Annotated in this window: 25 protein-coding genes; 22 read left to right on the top strand and 3 right to left on the bottom strand. The window is 71.9% G+C overall.

The genetic code is table 11. The features are described 5' to 3' along the window. Positions 1-5: 5 nt before the first annotated feature. The 3 genes from A6A27_RS24865 (at position 6) to A6A27_RS24855 (ending at position 3013) form a co-directional block, all read left to right on the top strand. Positions 6-485, top strand: a complete 480-nt coding sequence (locus A6A27_RS24865; RefSeq protein ID WP_143194141.1) for a DUF4198 domain-containing protein — start codon at positions 6-8, stop codon at positions 483-485. 84 nt (positions 486-569) lie between these two features. Continuing rightward, positions 570-1334: an ABC transporter ATP-binding protein gene (locus A6A27_RS24860; RefSeq protein WP_073837045.1), complete on the top strand. Its 765-nt coding sequence runs from the start codon at positions 570-572 to the stop codon at positions 1332-1334. Beyond that, a complete protein-coding gene (locus A6A27_RS24855; protein WP_073837044.1) occupies positions 1319-3013 on the top strand; it encodes an ABC transporter permease in 1695 nt (564 codons plus the stop codon). Before A6A27_RS24860 ends, A6A27_RS24855 begins: the two co-directional genes overlap by 16 nt. Before the next feature lie 102 nt (positions 3014-3115). Here A6A27_RS24855 and A6A27_RS24850 read toward each other — a convergent pair whose 3' ends face one another. After that, the gene (locus A6A27_RS24850; RefSeq protein WP_073837043.1) at positions 3116-3313 is read right to left on the bottom strand and encodes a DUF397 domain-containing protein; all 198 of its coding nucleotides are present in this window, start codon (positions 3311-3313) and stop codon (positions 3116-3118) included. Continuing rightward, positions 3310-4095, bottom strand: coding sequence for a helix-turn-helix domain-containing protein (locus tag A6A27_RS24845; protein ID WP_073837042.1), 786 nt, complete (start codon positions 4093-4095; stop codon positions 3310-3312). The genes A6A27_RS24850 and A6A27_RS24845 overlap by 4 nt, the downstream gene beginning before the upstream one ends. Before the next feature lie 194 nt (positions 4096-4289). Between A6A27_RS24845 and A6A27_RS24840 the strand changes: the two genes are divergently transcribed. From A6A27_RS24840 to A6A27_RS24775, 14 genes are all read left to right on the top strand, one after another. Then, on the top strand, positions 4290-4532 hold the full coding sequence (locus A6A27_RS24840; RefSeq protein ID WP_073837041.1) for a hypothetical protein: 243 nt from the start codon (positions 4290-4292) through the stop codon (positions 4530-4532). Positions 4533-4671: 139 nt separating this feature from the next. Further along, entirely contained in the window at positions 4672-5427 is a 756-nt protein-coding gene (locus tag A6A27_RS24835) for a flavin reductase family protein (RefSeq protein ID WP_073837135.1), read from the top strand. A gap of 286 nt (positions 5428-5713) precedes the next feature. Continuing rightward, positions 5714-6082, top strand: coding sequence for a DUF485 domain-containing protein (locus tag A6A27_RS24830; RefSeq protein ID WP_073837040.1), 369 nt, complete (start codon positions 5714-5716; stop codon positions 6080-6082). After that, a complete protein-coding gene (locus tag A6A27_RS24825; RefSeq protein ID WP_073837039.1) occupies positions 6060-7733 on the top strand; it encodes a solute symporter family protein in 1674 nt (557 codons plus the stop codon). Before A6A27_RS24830 ends, A6A27_RS24825 begins: the two co-directional genes overlap by 23 nt. Positions 7734-7801: 68 nt before the next feature. Beyond that, positions 7802-8782, top strand: coding sequence for a UDP-glucuronic acid decarboxylase family protein (locus A6A27_RS24820; protein WP_073837038.1), 981 nt, complete (start codon positions 7802-7804; stop codon positions 8780-8782). Positions 8783-8855: 73 nt separating this feature from the next. Beyond that, positions 8856-10082 carry an LCP family protein gene (locus tag A6A27_RS24815; protein ID WP_073837037.1) on the top strand — a complete coding sequence of 409 codons (1227 nt, stop codon included), beginning with the start codon at positions 8856-8858 and terminating at the stop codon, positions 10080-10082. Positions 10083-10309: 227 nt separating this feature from the next. Further along, positions 10310-10708 (top strand): hypothetical protein, encoded by a 399-nt coding sequence (locus tag A6A27_RS24810; protein WP_143194140.1) that lies wholly within the window; start codon positions 10310-10312, stop codon positions 10706-10708. Between the two features lie 281 nt (positions 10709-10989). After that, the gene (locus A6A27_RS24805; protein WP_073837036.1) at positions 10990-12183 is read left to right on the top strand and encodes an LCP family protein; all 1194 of its coding nucleotides are present in this window, start codon (positions 10990-10992) and stop codon (positions 12181-12183) included. 187 nt (positions 12184-12370) lie between these two features. Continuing rightward, complete coding sequence (locus A6A27_RS24800) at positions 12371-13309, top strand: LCP family protein (protein ID WP_073837035.1); 939 nt, start codon at positions 12371-12373, stop codon at positions 13307-13309. Between the two features lie 28 nt (positions 13310-13337). Further along, positions 13338-13673, top strand: coding sequence for a rhodanese-like domain-containing protein (locus tag A6A27_RS24795; protein WP_073837034.1), 336 nt, complete (start codon positions 13338-13340; stop codon positions 13671-13673). A 13-nt stretch (positions 13674-13686) separates the two neighbouring features. Beyond that, positions 13687-14478, top strand: a complete 792-nt coding sequence (locus A6A27_RS24790) for a glycerophosphodiester phosphodiesterase (protein WP_073837033.1) — start codon at positions 13687-13689, stop codon at positions 14476-14478. An 83-nt stretch (positions 14479-14561) separates the two neighbouring features. Then, a complete protein-coding gene (locus A6A27_RS24785; protein WP_073837032.1) occupies positions 14562-16016 on the top strand; it encodes a sensor histidine kinase in 1455 nt (484 codons plus the stop codon). Positions 16017-16047: 31 nt separating this feature from the next. Then, the gene (locus A6A27_RS24780) at positions 16048-16497 is read left to right on the top strand and encodes an ATP-binding protein (protein ID WP_073837031.1); all 450 of its coding nucleotides are present in this window, start codon (positions 16048-16050) and stop codon (positions 16495-16497) included. A gap of 145 nt (positions 16498-16642) precedes the next feature. Beyond that, complete coding sequence (locus A6A27_RS24775; protein WP_073837030.1) at positions 16643-17527, top strand: DUF5926 family protein; 885 nt, start codon at positions 16643-16645, stop codon at positions 17525-17527. Positions 17528-17575: 48 nt separating this feature from the next. Here A6A27_RS24775 and A6A27_RS24770 read toward each other — a convergent pair whose 3' ends face one another. After that, complete coding sequence (locus A6A27_RS24770; RefSeq protein ID WP_073837029.1) at positions 17576-18787, bottom strand: arginine deiminase; 1212 nt, start codon at positions 18785-18787, stop codon at positions 17576-17578. Between the two features lie 163 nt (positions 18788-18950). Here A6A27_RS24770 and A6A27_RS24765 point away from each other — a divergent pair, with 163 nt between their 5' ends. The 5 genes from A6A27_RS24765 (at position 18951) to pheA (ending at position 22427) form a co-directional block, all read left to right on the top strand. Beyond that, a complete protein-coding gene (locus tag A6A27_RS24765; RefSeq protein WP_073837028.1) occupies positions 18951-19688 on the top strand; it encodes a hypothetical protein in 738 nt (245 codons plus the stop codon). A gap of 220 nt (positions 19689-19908) precedes the next feature. Then, the gene (locus A6A27_RS24760; RefSeq protein WP_073837027.1) at positions 19909-20364 is read left to right on the top strand and encodes a hypothetical protein; all 456 of its coding nucleotides are present in this window, start codon (positions 19909-19911) and stop codon (positions 20362-20364) included. 73 nt (positions 20365-20437) lie between these two features. Further along, positions 20438-20827 carry an ACT domain-containing protein gene (locus A6A27_RS24755; protein ID WP_073837026.1) on the top strand — a complete coding sequence of 130 codons (390 nt, stop codon included), beginning with the start codon at positions 20438-20440 and terminating at the stop codon, positions 20825-20827. 81 nt (positions 20828-20908) lie between these two features. Beyond that, on the top strand, positions 20909-21460 hold the full coding sequence (locus A6A27_RS24750; RefSeq protein ID WP_443190000.1) for a hypothetical protein: 552 nt from the start codon (positions 20909-20911) through the stop codon (positions 21458-21460). A 10-nt stretch (positions 21461-21470) separates the two neighbouring features. Further along, on the top strand, positions 21471-22427 hold the full coding sequence (gene pheA / locus A6A27_RS24745) for a prephenate dehydratase (protein WP_073837025.1): 957 nt from the start codon (positions 21471-21473) through the stop codon (positions 22425-22427). Positions 22428-22435: the final 8 nt, after the last annotated feature.

Here is a 22435-nt window from a genome sequence, read left to right as displayed (position 1 = left end):
CCGGCATGCCGACCACGGGACGCCGGCGAGGCATCGGGCTGCTGGCCCTGCTTCTCGCCGGCGGCCTCGTCGGTCCGCTCAGTGGCTGTTCCGACGGCTGCGCCGACACCGTGCTCCAGGTGTCGCCGGTCGAGGTCGACGACGTGACCGCCCCGCTCACGGTCAGCGCGCGGCTGACCCGGGACGGCAGGCCGGTCGCCGGGGTCACCGTGAAGCTGGCGGTGGCGGTGGTGGGCCCGAACAACGCACACAGTGAGGCCCTGTTCCACGCCACCACCGACGCCGACGGCCGGGCGAGCGTGACCCGGCCGGGCGGCGTCGCCCGGCTGTCGCCCACCAACCACCAGGTGACCGAGTACAGCGCCTACTTCCAGCCGATGAACAAGATCGACGGGGAGCACCTCTGCTGGTCGAGCGTGTCGGCGCCGATCACCTGCCGCACCGCGGCCGGCGCCGGCCCGTGCCCGGTCCGGACGGCGACCTGAGGGTGCCAGGTACGGCTGGGGGATGACGCCGAATCATCCTCCGGCCGGAGCGGCGCCTGGTCCGGGCCGGATACGGTCTGCTTCATGAGCGATCAGCACCCCGCGTTGTCCCTTCGTGGCCTGGCCAAGCGGTTCGACACCAAGGTCGCGGTCGCCGGGGTCGACCTGGACGTGCCGGCCGGCTCGTTCTACGGGCTGCTCGGCCCGAACGGGGCCGGCAAGACGACCACCCTGTCCATGGCCGTCGGCCTGCTGCGGCCCGACGCCGGCCAGGCCTGGGTGCTCGGGTACGACGTCTGGGCCGACCCGGTCCGCGCCAAGGGCCTGCTCGGCGTGATGCCCGACGGCGTGCGTCTCTTCGACCGGCTCAGCGGCGCCGAACTGCTGGCGTACCACGGTCTGCTGCGCGGCATGGACCCCGCGGTGGTCGACCAGCGGGCGGCGGAGCTGCTGGACGTGCTGGCGCTCAACGACGCCGGCCGCACCCTGGTGGTCGACTACTCGGCGGGCATGAAGAAGAAGATCGGCCTGGCCTGCGCACTGCTGCACGGCCCCCGGCTGCTGGTGCTGGACGAGCCGTTCGAGGCGGTCGACCCGGTCTCCGCGGCGCTGATCCGGGACATCCTGCACCGCTACGTGACCGGCGGTGGCACGGTGGTCTTCTCCAGCCACGTCATGGAGGTCGTCGAGCGGCTCTGCTCGCACGTGGCGATCCTCGCCGACGGGCGGATCAAGCAGGTCGGCACGCTCGACCAGGTACGCGGCGAGCGGTCCCTGGAGGAGGTCTTCGTGGAGGTGGTCGGCGGGCGGACCGCGACCGGCGAGGAGCTGTCGTGGCTGTCCCGGTGACCGCGCCCGCCGAGCCGGTCCGGCAGGTCTCCGCCCGGCACTTCGTCCGGCTCAAGCTGCGCGTGCTGGCCAACAACTTCCGCGGCCAGGGCTGGCGGATCGCCCTCTTCGTGGTGGGCGTCGTGATCGGGCTCTGGTTCGCCGCCGGCGGCTTCTTCCTCCTGGCCGCGCCCGGCCTGGCCGGCGAGTCCCGGTACGCGCTCATGATCGCCGCCTTCGGCGGCGGGCTGCTGGTGCTCGGCTGGCTGCTGCTGCCGCTGGCCTTCTTCGGCGTGGACGAGACCCTAGACCCGGCCCGGTTCGCGCTGCTCCCGCTGTCCCGCCGCGCCCTGGTCACCGGCCTGTTCGCGGCCGCCCTGGTCAGCGTCCCGGTGCTGGCGACGCTGATCGCGGTCACCGGGCTGGTGATCACCGCCGGCGCGCTGGGCGGCTGGCCGGCCGCCCTGGTGGAACTGGTCGGGGTGATCGTCGGCCTGCTGCTCTGTGTGGCCGCCGCCCGCGCGGTGACGAGCGCTTTCGCCACCATGCTGCGCTCCCGCCGGGTACGCGACCTAGCCGCCGTGCTGCTCGCGGTGCTGGCCGCCCTGCTCGGGCCGTTGCAGATCGCGGTGCTCGCCGCCGTCCGTTCGGCCGACTGGGACCAGTTGACCGGCGCGGCCCGGATCGTCGGTTGGACCCCGTTCGGGGCGCCGTGGACCGCCGGGATCGACGTGGCCGAGGGCCGGGCCTGGGCCGCCGGGCTGAAGCTGCTGATCACCGCGCTGGCCATCGGCGCGCTGCTGCTCTGGTGGTCGCGCTCGCTGGAGTCGGCGATGGTCGGCGCGGTGAGCGCCGGGCCGTCCCGGGACCGGCGCGGCACGGTCGGCGAGGCGGTGGCCCAACTCTTCCCACGAGCGGCCGGCTGGGCCCGGCGGGACCGGTTCGGCGCGCTGGTCGCCCGGGAGGCCCGGTACTGGTGGCGGGACGCCCGGCGGCGGGCCAACCTGATCACCATCGCGGTGGTCGGCATCTTCGTGCCGGTGATGGTCAACGTGGGCGGCGCCCGGTTGGCCGTGGAGGACACGCACGCGTTCGGCGAGGTGACCGCGGACTCGTCGCCGGTGCTGGTCAGCCTCTCGCTGATCTTCGTCGGGGTTGTCGCGTCGCTCACCGTGGCCAACCAGTTCGGCTTCGACGGCAGCGCGTACGCGGCCAACGTGGTGGCCGGCGTGCCGGGACGGCTGGAACTGCGCGCCCGGATGACCGCGTTCGCGATCTACGTGGTGCCGCTGCTCGTGGCGGTCGCGGTCATCCTCGCCGCGCTGCTGCGACACCCGGGTTGGCTCGGCGTGATGGCCGGCGCACTGTTCGCCGCGTACGGCAGCGGGCTCGCGATCAACGCGTTCGTCTCGGTGCTCGGCGCGTACGCGCTGCCGGAGACGAGCAACCCGTTCGCCATGAACACCGGCGCCGGGGTGGCGAAGAGCTTCCTCGCCCTGCTGTCCATGATCGCCTCGACCGCCGCGGCGGTGCCGATGGTGGTGGCGGCGGCACTGCTCGGTGACCTCTGGCTCTGGCTGGCCCTGCCGATCGGTCTGGCCTACGGGTTGGGGGCCGCGCTGCTCGGCTCCTACCTGGCCGGGGACGTGCTGGACCGCCGCCAGTCGGAACTGCTGGCCGCGGTCACGCCCCGTCGCTGACCCGCACTCGCCGCCCGATGATCGCGCGCGAACCGGGAAGTAGTGGCGTCCCACGCCGTCCGGGGCCACTGTTTCCTGGATCGAGCGCGATCTTCGGGGTGGTCAGTCCAGGTGGCCGGTCCGGAAAGCGGCGACGAGGGAGCGCCAGGCGTCGGGGGTGAACGAGAGCGTCGGGCCGGATCGATCCTTGCTGTCCCGGACCAGCACCACCCCAGGCAGATTGTCCGCCACCTCGACACAGTTGCCGCCGGAGTCGGTCGAACGGGACGACTTGCGCCAGCAGGGCTCGGCGATGGTCATGGCGTCACCTTCAACTTCCGGATCAGATCCAGCGAGGCTCCCGTGGACAGCGCTTCGCCGAGGAGGCTATCCCACTTCCGCTCGATCAAGCCGATCGTCTCGGGGTCGTCGACGACGTGGCCCCGGGCAGCGTTCTCCAGGTAGAGCACCTGGTCAGCGTCCGGCAACTCGGCCAGCACGAAGCCGCCACCAAGCCCCGCGTGCTCGCCCACGGCCAACGGAATGACGTGCAGGCGCACAGACGGAAGCTCGGCCACCTCCAGTAGCCGCCCCAGTTGAGCGTCGAGCACTGGCGGTCCGCCCACCGGCCGCCGCACGGCGGTCTCGTCCAGCATGAAGACGAAATGCGGCGGCTGGTCACGGTGCAGCAACTGTTGACGCTCCATCCGGACAGCCACCAGTTCGTCCACCATGGCTGGTGGATGGAGGCCACCGGTGGAGATGACAGCCCTCGCGTAATCCTCGGTCTGGAGCAGGCCGGGCACCAAGCACGCCTCGAAGGCCCGCAACCGCATCGCCTGCTGCTCGTAACCCCGCCAGGGCACAAACCACGACGGCCCACGCTCCTGGTCTGCGGCTTTGAGCAGTTCGGCGAGGAGGCCGCCGGTGCCGAGGGCCTGGTCGGCGGCGACAGCGAACTCCATGGTCGGCCGTCGACGGCCGGTCTCGATCGCGGCGACCGTGGACGGACTCCACTTGATCAGGGCAGCCAGCCCTTCCTGGGAGACGTCCGCACCGGCCCGGGCGGCCTTGAGCGCCCGGATCCACATCTCGATGTTCATCCTTACCTCTCCGGTAAGTACGTGACCGCGCTGTGTAGTAAGCCCTGGCATCCTCCCCTGCCGACGCCGTCGAGTCCAGGGTGGAGACACGCGGCCCGGCTGGTGGAGGCGACGACCCGGCGGCCGGTCCTGCGCCGGTCGCCCCGGCCATTCCCCCGGCCGGGGCGACCTCGTCCGACCAGAGGAGGCACCCGATGTTCGCCCAGTTCCGCCGCTGCCGGAACGCCGCCGCGCACGCGTACCGGAAAGTCCTGCCACCACCCCCGGCCGCCACCCGGCCGTACCCGGCGGTCTCGCCGTACCCGGCGGCGGCCTCGGCCCGGCCGAACGCCGCGCCGGCCTGGGCGTCCCAGCCGACGGTGGCCTTCCCGCGACCGGGCCGGGCTGGATGGCTCACCCCGGCGCAAACGTGGCGGGCGAACGGCGGCCGCTGGTGACCACCAAGCAGACCTTGGTATCGATCGGCCCCTGGAAGGGCCGGTTTCGTCCAAGATCTGCCGGAGCCCCCTTGGGTGGACTGCGCGAGGATCGCCGCGAGCGGGACGGTGAGTGGCGGTGAGGGCGGGGCATCTGCCGATGCGGCCACTGTGGCGGTGTCGGGCGTGTGGCGCGCACTGGCCGTGCCAGCCGGCCCGGCTCGCCCTGCTGGTCGAGTACCGGCACGACCGGACGGCGTTGCTGGTGTACCTGGGTGGGCTAATGGCCGAGGCCGGCGAGCAGCTCGCTCGGCTGAACGGTCACGACCACCCCGGCGACCTGCACGAGCGCTTCCTCGGTTGGGCGCGGGCCCGGGGCGGCACAATGTTTCACGTGAATCCTGAGCCGGGTGCCGAGATCCACCACACCGACCCGTTCGCCGTGCCGGCCGGGCAGCGTTCCCCGGCCCGCCGGTTGCGTGGTCGGCTGGCCGCCCCGGTCACGCTCTGGACGGCACCCGGGCCGGCGGGACTGACGGTCTCGTCCACCCTGGTCGCCGAGGGGGAGCCGGACCGGCTGCTCGGGCTGATCGACCCGGAGTCCGACCTGTGGGCGGCCGCGGAGGCGGCGGGGAGGTTCGCGGTCGCGCCGCTGGGTCCGCCGCACCGGCAGCTCGCCGACCGCTTTGCCGGCCTCTTCCCGTCCCCTGGCGGCCTCTTCGCCATCGGCTCCTGGATCGACACCCCGTACGGACCGGTCCCGGCCGACGCGGGCGCGTGGGCCGGCTGCCAGCTCGACAGTGCCCGGGAGTACGGCTGGGGGCTGCTGGTCGAGGCCACCATCGAGACGGTCGAGCTGGCCGAGGAGACGGCCCCCCTGCTTCATTACCGGGGCCGCTACCACGAGCTGGGCTGACCGGGACGCGCCAGCTCGCCGACATGGCGGTGTCCGGGCACCCGCGATGGCGCCGGATCAGCGACCCGGAGTCGATCAAGCAGCCTGCGGACCTGGAGTCGATCAACGCATCCGGGTCGGAGATCGGGCGACAGCCGGTGACCGGAGTGACCTGGGTCACTCGGCGCAGGGGGGCGACCGTTCGGCGCAGCGGGTGACCGGAATCGGTCTGCGCCTTCCCCGGTTGGGAGCGTGCTCTCTACCGTGCGCGAAACTCCCCCACGCCTGCGAAGGTGGTGATCCACAGATGTCCACGGACACACCCGCGTCCGCACCGGCCGAGTCCCCGGCGGAGCGGTATCTCGCCGTACAGCGGTCGGACGAGTTCGCCGGGTTGCGGCGCGCGCTGCGCGGCTTCGTCTTCCCGATGACCGTCGCGTTCTTCCTGTGGTACGCGCTCTACGTCATCCTCTCCGCGTACGCGCGGGGCTTCATGGGCACGAAGCTCTTCGGGAACGTCAACGTCGCCCTGGTCTTCGGCTTGCTCCAGTTCGTCTCGACGTTCGTCATCGCGTGGCTCTACGCCCGGTTCGCCGACCGGCGGATCGACCCGGTCGCCGACCGGATCCGCGCCGAGATCGGGGAGGTGACCCATGACGACTCTCCTCGCGGCTGAGGCGGGCAGCACCACCGCCCGCAACCTCACCATCACCCTCTTCCTGGTCTTCGTGGCGATCACGCTGGCGATCACCGTCTGGGCCAGCCGGCAGACGAAGACGGCCACCGACTTCTACGCCGGCGGCCGGTCCTTCTCCGGCTTCCAGAACGGCATGGCGATCGGTGGCGACTACATGTCGGCGGCGTCGTTCCTCGGTATCGCCGGCATCATCGCCCTGTACGGCTACGACGGCTTCCTCTACTCGATCGGCTTCCTGGTCGCCTGGCTGGTGGCGCTGCTGCTCGTCGCCGAACTGCTGCGCAACTCCGGCCGCTACACCATGGCCGACGTGCTGGCGTTCCGGATGCGCCAGCGCCCGGTGCGGACGGCGGCGGCAGTCTCCACGATCACCGTCTCGATCTTCTACCTGCTGGCCCAGATGGTCGGCGCGGGCGCGCTGGTCGCGCTGCTGCTCGGCATCAAGCCGGGCACCACCTTCCTCGGCATGGACGCCGACACCGCGAAGGTCGCCACCATCATCCTGGTCGGCGCCCTGATGATCATCTACGTCACCGTGGGCGGCATGAAGGGCACCACGTACGTGCAGATCGTCAAGGCGTTCCTGCTCATGAGCGGCGCCATCGTGATGACCCTGCTGGTGCTGGCGCACTACAAGTTCAACCTGTCGTCGCTGCTGGGCGACGCCGCCGCCGCCTCCGGCAAGGGTGACGCCTTCCTCGAACCGGGCCTGCGGTACGGCGTCGAGAAGGCCGGCGACGCGACGCAGACCTTCTACAACAAGATGGACCTGCTGTCGCTCGGCATCGCGCTGGTGCTCGGCACGGCCGGCCTGCCGCACATCCTGATCCGCTTCTACACGGTGCCGACGGCGAAGGCGGCACGCAAGAGCGTGCTCTGGGCGATCGGCATCATCGGCACCTTCTACCTGCTCACCCTGGCCCTGGGCTTCGGGGCCGCGGCGATGGTGGGCGGCCAGGCGATCACCGCGCAGGACAAGGCCGGCAACACCGCGGCGCCACAGCTCGCCGAGGCGCTGGGGATCAAGTTCCTCGGCGGCGACCTGGGCGGCGCGACCCTGCTGGCGATCATCGCGGCGGTCGCGTTCGCCACCATCCTGGCCGTGGTCGCCGGGCTCACCCTGGCCTCGTCGTCCAGCCTGGCGCACGACTTCTACGCCAACGTGGTCAAGGACGGCCAGGCGTCCGAGCGGCAGGAGGTGAACGTCGCCCGGATCTCCGCCCTGGTGATCGGCGCGATCTCGATCGTCCTGTCGATCTTCGCGCAGAGCCTGAACGTGGCCTTCCTGGTGGCGCTGGCCTTCGCGGTGGCCGCCTCGGGCAACCTGCCGGCGATCCTCTACAGCCTGTTCTGGAGGCGGTTCAACACCTCCGGTGCGGTCTGGGCGATCTACGGCGGCCTGCTCGCCGCCGTGGTACTGGTCTTCTTCTCCCCGGTGGTCTCCGGGGCGCCGACGGCCATGTTCCCGGACCACGACTGGCACTGGTTCCCGCTGTCCAACCCGGGCATCATCTCGATCCCGTTCGGGTTCCTCTGCGGCTGGATCGGCACCCTGCTGTCGAAGGAGCACGACGAGGAGAAGTACGCGGAACTGGAGGTTCGTTCCCTCACCGGAGCGGGCGCGCACTGACGACCCAACCGCGGGTGGGCCGGAGCCGGCGTCGGCTCCGGCCCATTCGCTTGAGTAGGCTGGCCGGCATGAAGGTTGCTCCCCGTTTCGGCCCCGGACACCGCATCCTCGTCACCGGCGGCGCCGGCTTCGTGCCGTCGCACCTGGTCGATCGGCTCATCGAGCGCGGCTGCACGGTCGTGGTGCTGGACAACTTCGTCACCGGGTCCAAGGACAACATCTCCCACCTGCTGGAGAAGCCGACCTTCACCCTGATCGAGGCGGACGTCTCCGAGGGGCTGCCGACCCACCACCCGGCCATGGCCGAGCGGTTCGACGCGATCCTGCACATGGCCTCCCCGGCCAGCCCCACCGACTTCGAGAAGCTGCCGGTGGAGATCCTGCGGGTCGGCTCGGTCGCCACCCTGGCGCTGCTGGAGCGGGCCACCGCCGACGGCGCCCGGTTCCTGATGGCCTCCACGTCCGAGGCGTACGGGGACCCGAAGGAGCATCCGCAGCGCGAGACGTACTGGGGCAACGTCAACCCGGTCGGCATCCGGAGCGTCTACGACGAGGCGAAGCGCTTCTCGGAGGCGGCCACCATGGCCTACCACCGCAGCCGGGGCACCGACACCGCCATCGTCCGGATCTTCAACACGTACGGCCCGCGGATGCGGCCGGACGACGGCCGGGCCATCCCGACCTTCATCTCCCAGGCGCTGCGCGGCGAGCCGATCACCGTGCACGGCACCGGCGACCAGACCCGGTCGATCTGCTACGTGGACGATCTGGTGCGGGGCATCCTGCTGCTGCTCGACTCGACCGAGACCGGCCCGATCAACTGCGGCACGGAACACGAGATGTCGATGCGGCAACTGGCGGAGACGATCGTGTCGCTGACCGGAAGCAGCTCCGAGGTGAGCTACATCACTCGCGCCGCCGACGATCCGGAGATGCGCCGCCCGGATCTCACCCTCGCCCGTGAGCTGTTGGGGTACGAACCGACCGTGGCGCCCGAAGACGGCCTCCGGCGCACCATCGACTACTTTCGCGGCCGGCTAGGGTACTGACCCCGGCTGGGAGGACGCTGACACCCCGTTGCCCTTGACGGGGGCACTGGCGCCACCGACCTACCCTCGGTACATGTCAGCGACCACGTCTGCCGACGATCCCTTCCCGTACGTCAGTCGGAGCGCGGGACGCGCCCAGGTGCCCGGCCCCGGTCGGAGCACCACCGGGCGCGCCCGCCCGACCGACGCCAGCCGGTACCCGTCGTACGACGAGGAGCAGCCTCGCTCCGGCGGCCCCGGTGGACCCGCCGGGCCGGGCGGCCCGGGCGGTCCCGGCGCTCCGCGCCGGCCCGGACCGCGCCCGCGCTGGGGGCGCATCGGCCTGGTGGCGGGCGTCGCGGTGCTGGTGCTGGCGCTGCTCGGCGGCGCGGGTGCCTGGCTCTACGCGCGCAACCTCGACAACGATCTGGCCCGGACCGACCCCTTCTCGGCGATCACGGGCGGACGGCCCGCCAAGAAGGTCGACGGGGCGCTCAACATCCTGATGGTCGGCACCGACTCCCGGGACCCGGACGCGCCGATGGACAAGGCCGGCGAGTGGCGCGCGGACACCATGATCCTCATGCACATCCCGGCCGACCACAAGACGGCCTACCTGGTCTCCATCCCCCGCGACCTGTACGTGCCGATCCCGCAGAACGCGGGCGCGTCCTGCGACTCCGGCCAGCGCAACAAGGTGAACGCCGCGTTCGCGTTCGGCGGCCTGCCACTCGCGGTGAAGACCGTGGAGTGCTTCAGCGACGTGCGGATCGACCACGTCATGGCGATCGACTTCGCCGGGTTCAAGGAGGTCACCGACGCCCTCGGCGGGGTCGACCTGAAGGTGGAGCGGACGATCACCTCGATCCACAAGCCGTACCGGAAGTTCACCAAGGGCGTTAACCACATGAACGGCGCCGAGGCCCTCGACTGGGTGCGGCAGCGCAAGCAGTTCCCCGAGGGTGACTTCGCCCGGATGCGCCACCAGCAGGAGTTCCTCAAGGCGCTGATGGACAAGGCGGCCAGCACCGGCACCCTGACCAACCCGAAGAAGCTGAACGCCTTCCTCAAGGCGGTGACCGCCGCGGTCACCGTCGACCAGGGTTTCTCGTTGACCGACATGGCGTTGGAGTTCCGGAACCTGCGAGGCGAGAACCTGACCTTCATCACCAGCCCGAACCTGGGCGGCCAGACCATCGACGGCCAGTCGGTGGTGGTCTCCGACCGGGAGAAGGCGCTGGCCATGTACCAGGCCATCGGGTCGGACACGATGACGGAGTGGGTGAAGGCCAACCAGCCGGGCGACACCACCGGCAACTGATCCCGCTTCCCGGCAACACGACCAGCCATGCATCGATGATTTCCAATCAAAAGCATCGAAGCCATTGACCTTTCTCAAAGATCATCTTAGGATCGGCAGGTCCCGATCGCGGACACCGGTGATCTGCAGGACTCGTTCCGGAATGGCCAAACAGCGGCGCGATGGGCCACGCAGCGCATTTTCATACGGGTGAACGGGCCCTGCCATAACGGGGAACAGGAGAACCGATGGCAAACAAATTGCGGAAGGCATTGCGGGTGGTGGCGGCTGGCACGCTCATGTCCGGGGCCGCAGTAACCGCCACCGCCACACCCGCCGAGGCCGCCGCCCTCAACTGCCCCTATCCGTACACCTGCCTCTACGACTTCAACAAGGTCATGATGCACCGCTACCAGGTCGTAACCTCGACCTTCCAGTCGGTATCGGATGGCGCCGACGTCGCCTACGGCGTGAACAGCCGGAACGACGACGTGGTCTTCGTCCGGTACACCAACGGGCTTGTGCGGTGCATGCCCGCCGGTACGCCGAACACGATCTACGATGTCGGCTACTACGGGGTCACCAATGGGATCCGCATCGACTCGTCATCATCCTGCGGTAGCACCATCAAGGTCCCCGTCGCCTGACACAGCCGGGCCGGGTCCCGGCCGTCAGCACCGCCGGGACCCGGCCGAGGTTGACCTTCTGCCACCACAACTCCCGGCCGGCAGGCCCCGACCGTGTTTCGCCGGCTGCCACCGGCAACTTTGAGTCACCGACCGTTCGGCCAGAACAGGGCTCATCTTTTTGTATCAGCCGGGCGAGGGCATTGCGATGTTTGGAGAAATTGCCTGCCATGCAGGGTCGCTCGATTGACATGCGATCCGTAGAATGGCGCAGTCAACCTGATCATCGAGCTGGAGCACGCATGCCGGTTCAGACCAGCCGTCGCCCTCCGTCACTGGATCCCGGCGCACCCGGGCGGGTGCCGCCAATCATCCCCACCCAGCCCGGTCCGGGCGGTCGCGGCCCCGGCAACCGGAAGCGGCGGACCAAGCGCAAGGACCCGCTCTGGGCCCGGCTCACGCTGATCTTCGGCGCGGTGCTGATGATGACCAGCGGCGTCGCGATCGTCGGGAGCAAGGCGGTGATCGGCCAGGCCACCAGCAACATCAAGCAGGGCAGCCTGCTCGGCGACGCGGGCAAGAGCGAGGCCGAGGGCGGCAAGAACCTGGACGGCCCGATCGACATGCTGCTGCTCGGCGTCGACGCCCGGGCGAGCTGGGCCGCCGACGACGTGCGGTCGGACAGCATCATCATCCTGCACATTCCTGCCAGCCACGACCAGGCGTACCTGATCTCCATCCCCCGGGACACCAAGGCGGACATCCCGGGGCGCGGCACCGACAAGATCAACGCAGCCTTCCAGTTCGGTGCCCAGAACGGTGGCGGCTGGGAGGGTGGTGCGCAGATGATGGCCAAGACCATCAAGCAGATGACCGGGATCAGCTTCGACGGCGCGGCGATCATCAACTTCGGCGGCTTCAAGAAGGTCATCGACGCGCTCGGCACCGTCCGGATCTGCGTCAACCACGAGGTCACCTCCAAGCACATGTCGTTCGTCGACGGCAGGCCGAGGTGGAACTCGGACGCCGAGAAGCTCGGCAAGCCGATGACGCCGGTGGTGCACAAGAAGGGCTGCAAGGAGATGGAGGGCTGGGAGGCCCTCGACTTCGCCCGGCAGCGCTACGGCCTGCCGAACAGCGACTACGACCGGCAGCAGAACCAGCAGCAGCTGATCAAGGCGATGGCGAAGAAGGCCACCGAGAGCGGCATGCTGACCAACCCGATCAAGCTAAACCAGCTGATCAAGGCGGCCGGCGAGTCGCTCATGCTGGACATCGGCGGCGTGAAGATCGAAAACTTCATCTTCACCCTCAAGGGCCTCAGCGGCAACGACCTGGTCACCCTGCGCACGAACGCCGGCACCTACAACTCCTCGGCGGACAAGAAGTTCGAGCTGCTCAGCCCGCTCAGTCTGGACATGTTCAAGGCGGTCAAGGAGGACAAGCTCGCCGACTTCGTCGCCGCGAACCCGGAGGTCCTCTCCACCCGGAAATGAGCCTGACCCACGGTGGCTGCGGCGAAAGCCGGCCACCGCGGGGGCTCAGCCCCGTAGCCTGAGGTGAGCGGGTCTCACGTCAGGGCTGCGGGGGAGGACTGTCACGTTCAGGCCGGGACGGACCAGACGCGGACGGGGTCGACCCGTCCGCTGGCCCCGGTTCCTCCTCGGCACCGGCCTCGCCCTGGTGCTGCTCGCCACGCTCGGCGTGGCGGGGCTGCACTGGCTCACCAACCGGTACGACCACACGGTGGAGAAGCAGCAACTGCTCGCCCCGGCCGCCCGGCAGCCGCGTACCGACCTGTCCCGCGGGCTCAACTACCTGCTGATCGGCTCCGACCACCGGCCCGGGGCCAATCCCGAGGACCAGCGCTCGGACAGCATCCTGATCGTGCACGTCCCGGCCGGGATGCGGCAGGCGTACCTGATCTCCATCCCGCGCGACCTGCTGGTCGCCATCCCGGCGGCGCCCGGCTACGGCGGCGGCCAGGACAAGGTCAACGCGGCGTACGAGCACGGCGGCGGCGGTGAGGCCGGCGCCCGGCTGCTCTCCGCCACCCTGGGCCAGCTCACCGGCCTGCGCTTCGACGGCGCCGCGCTGGTCGACTTCTCCGGTTTCAAGCAGGTCATCGATCTGCTCGGTGGAATCCGGATGTGCGTCGACACCGAGGTCCGCTCGATCCACACCAAGACCCTGTTCACCCCCGGCTGCCAGCAGATGGACGGCGCCCGGACCCTGGACTACGTCCGCCAGCGCTACGACCTGCCCGACGGCGACTACGATCGGCAGCGCCACCAGCAGCAGATGCTCCGCGCGGTGCTCGACAAGGCCGGCGAGACGCACCTGCGCAACGATCCGGTGCAGCTGGACCGGGTGATCCGGGCGGTCGGCGGCGCGCTGACCGTGGACACCAACGGCGTAGCGCTGGAGGATCTGCTCTTCGCGCTCCGGTCGCTGCCCCCGGACGCGCTGCACGGGGTGCAGGTGCCCTCGTATCCGCAGACCATCGGCGAGGTCTCCTACGTGGTGCTGGACAACGGCGGCAACGGCCTCTTCGACGCGGTGCGGGACACCCGGATGCCGGAATGGGCCGGGGCGAATCCCCGCTGGGTCAACCGGCTCTGAGCGGAATCGCGGTCTAGGCTAGGTAGCCGTGTTCGGACCCCAGGTTCCCAGCGTGCCCGCGTCGGCCGTGCCCGACGACACCTACCTGCTCGACGTCCGGGAGGACGACGAGTGGGCCGCCGGCCATGCGCCCGCCGCCCACCACCTGCCGATGACCGAGCTGCCCGGCCGGCTGGCCGAGGTGCCGGACGACCGCGAGGTGGCGGTGATCTGCCGCTCCGGCGGGCGGTCCGCGCAGGTCGTCGCGTACCTGCTGCGCAACGGCTGGGACCAGGTGCGCAACGTCGAGGGCGGGATGGGCGACTGGGCCGCCGCGGGCCGCCCGGTGGTCACCGACGACGGGCAGCCGGGCCGGGTCGCCTGAGGAGTCGGGCGGCATGACCACGCCTCTGGTGTTCGCGCACCGCGGATCCTCGTACGACCTGCCCGAGCACACTCTCGCCGCGTATCTGCGCGCGCTCGACGAGGGCGCCGACGGGCTGGAGTGCGACGTCCGGCTGACCCGGGACGGCCATCTGGTCTGCGTGCACGATCGCCGGCTGGACCGGACCAGCAACGGTCACGGGCTGGTCAGTGCACGTACGCTCGCCGAGCTGGAGCTGCTGGACTTCGGTTCCTGGCATCCCGGCGGCATGGCGGCCGAAGGGGACGAACCGCTCGACGAGTCGCACACCCGGCTGCTCACCCTGGAACGGCTGCTCGACGCCGTGCTGGCCGCCGGTCGGCCGGTCCGGCTGCTGATCGAGACCAAGCACCCCTCCCGGTACGGCGGGGACGTGGAACGCCGACTGGTCGGCCTGCTGCGCCGGTACGGCCTGGCCGACCCGGGACCGGACGATCCGGTCCGGGTCACCGTGATGTCCTTCTCGGCGCTCGCCGTACGCCGGATCCGCGACCTCGCGCCCGGCCTGCCCACCGTGCTGCTGCTGGAGGTGCTCCCGCGCTGGCTGCGGCTGGGTCGGCTGCCGTTCGGCACCCGGATCGCCGGCCCGGGGATCGGCCTGGTCCGGGCCCGGCCACAGCTCGTCCCCGCGCTGCGGGCCGCCGGCAACCAGGTCTACGTCTGGACGGTGAACGAGCCGGCGGACCTGGAACTGGTGCTGTCCGCCGGGGTGGACGGCGTGATCACCGACCGGCCCGCCCGGGCGCTGGCCCGGCTGGGCCGTTGAGCCGGGTCGCGCCGCCCCACCGCCGGTCCCACCCGCCCGGGCGAGGGGTGTTCCCGGACCGGTCGGCGCGGCACACTCGGGACATGCCGGAGCGAACCGACTACGCCGCCCTCATCGCCGGCCACGGCAGCGTGCTCAAGATGATCAACTCGGGTCAGTCCGGCCTGCCGGTGCTCACCCGGCTGCTCGGGGTGGTCCAGCCCGCCGTCGGCGCGGCCAGCCTGGCCTTCGTGGAGTTCGCCCCCGCCGGCGGCCGGGTGATCGCGGCGACCGGCACCGCCGAGTCGCTCATCGGCCGCCCGCTGCCGGCCACCGACCCGGCCACCGTCTGCCTCCTCACCGGCCCCCCGGTACGCGAGGTCCGCGTAGACCGCATCCCGAGCGCGCTCGCCGACGAGGTGGCCGGGCGGGGCCTGCGCCGGATGATCGCGGCGCGGGCCGAGGTCGGCGGCCACACCGTGGGCAGCCTGCACGCCCTCTACCCGGCCGACGCCACGCTCGACGACTCCCACCACGCCGTCCTCGGCTACATCGCCGCCTGCATCGCCCACATGTACGGCGACCAGACCGGCCTGCCGGTGCACGGCGACGGCCCGGTGGTGGCGGCGCTCGCCGACGGCCTGGCCGTGGTGGACCGGGAACACCACGTACGGCTCTGGAACCCGGCGGCCGCCCAGGTGACGGGCCACCCGCCCGCCGACGCGCTGAACCGTCCGCTCCCGTTCCCGCTGCCCCCGCCCGGGCAGGTGCTCGACCACCGGATGCCGGACGGCCGCTGGCTGCGGATCACCTCCGGGGAGCTGCCCGGCCCGGGCACGCTGCGGGTGGTCACCTTCCGCGACATCACCGACCAGCAACGCCGCGACCACGATCGGGACCTCTTCGTCGCGGTGACCAGCCACGAGCTGCGTACCCCGGTCACCGTGATCAAGGGGTACGCGGACACCCTCACCGACCACTGGGAGTCGCTCAGCGACGAGGACCGGCGGCACGCCGCCCGGATCATCGGGCAGCGGGCCAACGAGCTGGCCCGGCTGGTCGACCGGTTGCTCACCGCGGCCACCGAGAGCCGGCCCGGCGGGGAGCCGGCCGCGCCGTTCGACCTCGCCGACGCGCTGCGGGCCGCGGTGTCGGACCTGCCGGCGGACGTCCGGCACCGAATCGTCCTCGCCCTGCCGGTCGACCTGCCCAAGGCGCTCGGTGACCGGCACAGCCTGGCCACCGTGCTCACCGAGCTGAGCACCAACGCCGGGAAGTACTCGCTGCCGGACACCCCGATCGAGGTGTCCGCCGAGGCGAGCGGCCGGATGGTCGCCTTCCGGGTCGCCGACCGGGGCATCGGCATCCGGCCGGAACACGTGGAACGGGCGTTCGACCGGTTCTGGCAGGGGGAGTCCGGTGACCGCCGGCGCTACCCGGGGGCCGGACTGGGGCTGTATCTAGTCCGCCAGATCGTTGAACAGCAGAATGGATGGGTATCCCTCCGACCGAGGGCCGGTGGGGGTACGGTCGCAGAGGTGCGGCTGCCCCGGGGGTGACCCGGGCGCAGTGGGGGGTGGAAGGAACACGGTGTCGACGGGTTCGGTCGAACGGTCGTGGTGCGTGGTGGTGCCCCATCACGCCACCGGTGCACGCCTGGCCCGGCATCGGCTCGCCAGCGAGTTGGCCGACGTCGTCCCCCCGGTCCTGCTGGCCGACCTGGTCGCGGTCCTCGCCGAGCTGGTGGGCAACGCCGTCCGGCACGCCGACCCGCTGCCCGGCGGCGTGGTCCGGGTGGCCTGGCGGCTGCGGCCCACGGCCGACGGCCGTTGCGTACAGCTCCGAGTCACCGACGGCGGCTCCGCCTCGGGCCCGCTGCTCCGGGCGGCCACCCCGGATGCGATCGACGGGCGCGGCCTGCACATCGTCGCCGGCCTGTCCAGCCGCTGGGGCGTCGAACGGGACGGCCTCGGGCAGAGCGTCTGGGCCGAGTTCGACCCGGCCGTCGCTGCCCAGCCGGGCCTGGCCATCGCCGGCTGAGCGGAGCCCTCTGGGGGGTGGGTCCTGCGCCCGCCGGTCGTCCCTGGCATCTAGGCTGTGTCGCCATGAGCGAGCGCAGCGAGCGAATCATCAGGCGCAGTGCCGTGGAGGCTCATGCGGCCGCGGAGCGAAGCGAGGCGGGCGCGTGAGCAAGCGTCGAAAGAGCCAGCGGGCGGCCGAAGCCACCCCGAAGCGGGAGAAGGTGCGCGACGTCTTCGTGCCCCGACCGTTCGAGGGGCTGGCCGACGAGCCGGAGTGGATCGCCCTACGTGAGCTGGTTCCGGCCGCCTCCGCGCCGCTGCGGCTGACCGCCGAGCTGGTCGAGGAGTACGGCGACCGGCCGGTCACCCTGGCCACCGTGCTGCCGATGGCCGCCCCGGCGATGACCAAGCCGGACGGGCGGGTCTTCATCGGGCTCCAGCGGCACCAGCAGTCCGGCGACGTCTCCCGGGACCTGGCCGACGCGCTGCTCTGCGCGCTGCGTACCGAACCGGGCGGCCAGGTGGCGGTGCCGCCGCTGCCCGGTCCGGGCCCCCGCCTCCAGGACATCCTGGTCGACGGCCCGCTGGAGATCACCATGCACGACGGGTTCGAGTTCTGGCTCGACCCGGGGGCGGCCGACGACCCGACCGTGCAGGCGTCCCTGGAGCGGGCCAACGCGGCGGTCTACCCGACGGTGAAGCTGGCGGCGGCGCGGGCCGCGTACTGGTGCCAGGTGCCGGAGAAGGCGCACGTGCGCTGGGTCCTGCCGGACGACGAGGACACGGCGCTGGACGCGCTGTCCCGGCTGAGCGTGGCCGGCACGCTGACCCTCGGCGAACGCACCCGGTTCGCCGGCATGTTCCGGGCGCACGGCCGCCTGGTGCCGGTCTGGGACCTGCCCGAGGAGGTCCCGGCCGCCGAGTGGGAGGAGCCGGTGACCGAGTTCGCCAAGCGGTACGCCGAGGCGCTGGAGGAGCAGGCGCCGCTGGACGCGGCCGGGCGCCGGGCCCGCCAGGGCCTCCTCGGCCGCCAGCTCACCCTGCGCTGACCGATCCTTCGCTCGACGGGCCCCGGTGTCGACCGGGGCCCGTCGTCGTCAGCGGCGCAGCGGCTCGCGGACCAGCGGGCAGGACATGCAGCGCGGCCCGCCCCGGCCGGAACCCAGCTCGGAGCCGGCGATGGCGATCACCTCGATGCCGGCCCGGTCCAGTTGGGCGTTGGTCTCCACGTTCCGCTCGTAGCCCACGCAGAGCCGGGGCGCGAGGGCGAGGGTGTTGTTGCCGTCGTCCCACTGTTCCCGCTCGGCGGTGACCGGGTCGAGGCCGGTGTCGATCACCCGGAGCTGGTCGAGGTCCATCGCGTCGGCGGCGGCGCGCAGGAACGGCGCCGGGCCGTCGACCCGCGGCTCGTCGCCGTCCACCCCGGCGATGACCGTGTACGCCGACAGCGAGCTGGCGATGTTCGGATACATCAGCACGGCGTCCACGTCGACCATCGTGCAGACGGTGTCCAGGTGCATGGTCGCCCGCTCCTGGGCGATCGGGACGACCAGGATGGTGTGGGCCAGGCCGGCGGCGAAGACCTGCCGGGCCAGGCGTTCCGCCCCGGCCGGGGTGGTCCGCTCGCCCACCCCCACGGCGAGCACACCCGGTGCGAGCAGCAGCACGTCGCCACCCTCCAGGTGCTCCAGCTCGGCGTGGTAGACGAACTGCGTACCGGCGAAGCGCGGATGGTGCCGGTAGATCGCGTCGGTCAGCCCGCTCTCCCGCCGCCGCGCGGGCATGGCCAGACTGGTCACCCCAACCCGGTCCCCGATCCAGACCGAGGAGTCCCGGGTGAAGAGCAGGTTGGGCAACGGGTCGATGACGAAGTCGTGCCGGTCCATCAGTGTCCAGACCAGACCGCCCGGCCGGTCCCGGCCGATCCGCAGTTCCTCGTGCGCGAGCCCGGCGATGAACACGTCGGCCAGGGCGGCCGGGTCGAGGTATCCGAGGTGGTCGGCGACCCGCCGGCGCAGCGTGTCGCCCAGTCGGGGCGAGCGCAGCACCAGTTCGGTGAGTTCCGCCCGGGCGTCCGGCAGGGCGAGCGTCTCGGCCAGCAGCGCCGACAGGTAGAGCACCTCCACGCCCCGGGCGCGCAGCGCGGCCGCGAACGCGTCATGCTCCTCCTGTGCCCGCCCCACCCATGGGATAGCGTCGAAGAGCAACGAGTCGTTGTTGCGTGGTGTGAGCCGGGCGAGTTCCGGCCCGGGGCGGTGCAGCAGCACGGTGCCGAGCCGGGCGACCTCGCTGTCCACGTAGTGGGTCACCTTCGCAGCGTAGGGCAGGGCTTCCGCACCATCCGGAAAAGAAGTGTGAATGAATATGGCATTCATCCGCACTCATTCCGGTGCTCCAACTTGCCGACCACCGGGGTCCGCAACGTAGGGTAGTGAAGACGTAACTTCGAGGGACCTTTTGCCGGAGGTCGCGATGACTGTCTTTCCCGCTCGTCAAGCCGTACCCACCCGGGCCTTGCCACCCGTGGCGGTGCCACCGCCCCGGGTCGAGGCCACCCCGGTGCTCGAGCCGGCCCGGCCGACACCACTCGAGTGGGCCCGCCGCCGCCGGGCCGAGCGGGGCGCCCGCCGGCTGGAGGCGGCCGGGGCCCGCGCGCTCGGCCAGCTCAACCACCTCGGTCCGGCCTGGTACGTCATCGAGTGGCCCCGGACGGACGTCGCGGACGTGCTCCTCGATCGCGGGCAGGACGAGCGGGCCGGGTTCCTCGCCATCGGGCCGAGCGGCCTCTTCGCGGTCACCATCGCCGACCACGGCCGGGCCCGCGTGCTCGTCGCCGGCGACGTGGTGCAGATCAACGGCAAGCGTCCGCCCTATGTGGCCGAGGCCCGGCGGGACGCCAAGCGGGCCGGCAAGGCGCTCTCCGAGGCGGTCGGCCTGCCCATCCCGGTCACCCCGGTGCTGACCTTCGTCGGCTCCGGGGTGATCAGCGTCTACGGCCTGCCGAAGGACTGCCTCATGGCCACCCACCGGGAGCTGGACCGGCTGCTCGTGGCGGCCGGCAACCGGATCAGCCCGGCCACCGCCGAGAAGCTCTCCCGGGTCGCCCAGCACCCGTCGACGTGGCTCAACGGCACGTACCGTCCAGCAGCCGACTACCGGTGGTACGACGAGGGCCGAACGGCCGCTGACAAGCGGGCCGCCCGCCGGTAACGTCTCCGGCGACGCCACGCGGCCCACGGACCCGCCCCGGTGGTTCCGTCGGCCCGCGCCGTCGCCGGCCGCCCGGCACCGGGCACTCTTCGCACCGACACCTATCCCACGGCTCCGCCGCAGCCGAGCGGCACCGGCGGCCGGAGGATGCAGCGCGGTCAGGCGGTCGCCGTGACGACCGGCTAGCGTGGACAGACCGTCGGTGTACATAGGAGGCGCGGTGGCCCACGTCGAACTCTCGCTCTCGGAAGTGCTCGTGCCCGCGGCGGGGACACCGACCGAGCAGGAGTTCGACAACTTCGGCCAGTGGTCCGGCACGGTCTCCCGGGCCGCCGAGCCGTGCCTGTTGATCGACGCCGACACCACCGTGGTGGCGATCTCCCTGGCGGGCTGCGACCTGCTCTGTCTCGGTGCGCCGGAGGACGTGATCGGACGGCCGCTGCTGGAGGGCGGGCTGCGCCTGGTCGACTTCAGCGCCCAGCCGAGCGAGCTGACCGAGCAGGAGACCGACAAGATCCCGCCGCTGCTCGCCCTGCACTCCGGGCGGCTGGCCCGAGGCCTGCTCCGGGTCCAGGGCCCCGGAGCCGACGCCGGCACCACGGTGGACGCCATCTCCACGCCGGTGCTCGCCGAGGGTGAGGTGGCTGGCTCATTGACCTTCTTCTCGGCGGTCTGACCTGCGTCGATGTGGCCTTCGCCGCACCGGGCGATGCTGGGGCCGGCCCCCACCGAGGCCGTAAGGTGCCATCATGCTCGATGTCGCCCTGTTGCCCGGCGAGTACGCCGTGTGTCGCCTGCCGGCCGGCACCACGCTGCCGCCACAGGTCTGGAGCGACCTGGGTGCCGCCGACGTGGTGACGGTGAGCTGGACCGCCGACGGGATCTCGCTGATCTGCCCGACCGGCCGGGTGCCCGATCACGCGGACGTCGAGACCGACTGGCGCTGCCTGCGCCTGGTCGGCCCGCAGGACGCGCCGGTCACCGGCACCCTCGCCGCGCTGGTCGACCCGCTCGCCCGGGCCCGGGTCAACGTGGTGGCCTTCTCCACGTACGACACCGACCACGTGTTGGTGCCCGCGGTGCGGCTGGCCGAGGCCACGAACGCACTGGAGCGGGCCGGGCACCGGTTCCACGCGTGACCTTCACCCGGCCGGAAGATCCTCCTACGATGGGCTCGGCCAGCCGGCCGCAATGACGTCCGTCGTGCCGAGGATCGGACCGTGCCCCCCACCTCACCCAGCCCCTCCACCCGCCGCCCACTGACCGCCCCGGCGGCGCGGCTCACCCTGCCGGCGATCCCGGCCGTCCTGGTCGCGCTGCTGCTCGGCGCCTGCGGCACCCCGCCGGAGCTGCGGCAGTCGACCGCCCCCACCACCCCCGTCCCGACCGCCACCGGCGTACCCACCCCGACCCCGCCGACCGGGACGCCGAACGCTCCGGCCACCCTCGCCCCCACCCCCACCGGCCATGCCGCGACGCCCTGCCGCTCCGGCCCCTCCGGCGACCGGGTGGTGTCGCTGCTGCGCGGGCCGGCCCGGGTGCTGTCCAGCGACGTCCGGGTCACGGTCCGGACCGGGCCGCTCTGCGCCGAGGAATGGCAGTACACGGTGCTGCAGGTGACCGGGCACGAGGAACTCCAGGTGGTGACCCGGGGCAAACCCACCGACCTGGAGCTTGTGACCGCGGGGACGGACGTCTGTGGCGTCGAGGTGCGCACGATCGCCCCATCCGGTATCCGCACCCTGGCCTGCGACGGCACCCCTGGTGCGTAGGCTGGTCGCCATGCCGGGAACACCGCCGACCCGCTTCGTCTACCTGGGTCCCGAGGGCACCTTCGCCGAGCAGGCGCTGCGTACCGTGCCCGCCGCCGAGCACGGCAGCCGTACGCCGGCCCGCAGCGTCGGCGAGGCGCTGGACGCCGTACGGGCCGGGGAGGCGGACGCGGCACTGGTGCCGCTGGAGAACTCGATCGGCGGCGCGGTCGGGGTGACTCTTGACGAGTTGGCCGAGGGCGAGCCGCTGGTGATCACCCGCGAGGTGATCCTGCCGGTGGAGTTCGTGCTCGCGGCCCGGCCCGGGGGCTCGCTGGCCGAGGTGCGCAGCGTGGCGGCGCACCCGCAGGCGTCCACCCAGTGCCGGGGCTGGCTGCGCGACCACCTGCCCGACGCGACCGTGATCGACGTGCTCTCCAACGGTGCCGCCGCGGCGGGCGCGGCCGCTGGCGAGTACGACGCGGCCATCAGTGCTCCGATCGGCGCGACCCGGCACCGGCTGGCCGTGCTCGCCGACAAGATCGCCGACCACCCGGACGCGGTGACCCGATTCGCGCTGGTGTCCCGCCCGGGCCCACCCCCGCCGCCTACCGGAGACGACGTCACGTCGCTGGCGATCTACATCGCCCATGACCGGGTCGGCGCGCTGCTCTCGGTGCTCATGGAGCTGGCCGTCCGCGGGGTGAACATGACCCGGATCGAGTCGCGCCCGACCGGCGAGGCGCTCGGCCGGTACGTCTTCTTCCTCGACTGCACCGGGCATGTCGCCGACGTGCGCCTCGGCGAGGCGTTGCAGGGGCTGCACCGCGTCTGTGCCGGCGTGCGCTTCCTCGGGTCGTACCCCCGGCACCGCTGGACCGCGGCGGTGAACGACCGCCCGGTCCCCGCCCCGGCCGGCCTCTCCGACGCCGACTACGCCGACGCGGCGGCCTGGCTGTCCCGCCTGCGCGCGGGGGAGCTGAGCTGACGGTGCGC

This window comes from Micromonospora sp. CB01531 (genome assembly GCF_001905095.1).
Taxonomy (GTDB): Bacteria; Actinomycetota; Actinomycetes; order Mycobacteriales; family Micromonosporaceae; genus Micromonospora.
This window is presented reverse-complemented; position numbering and strand designations above follow the sequence as displayed.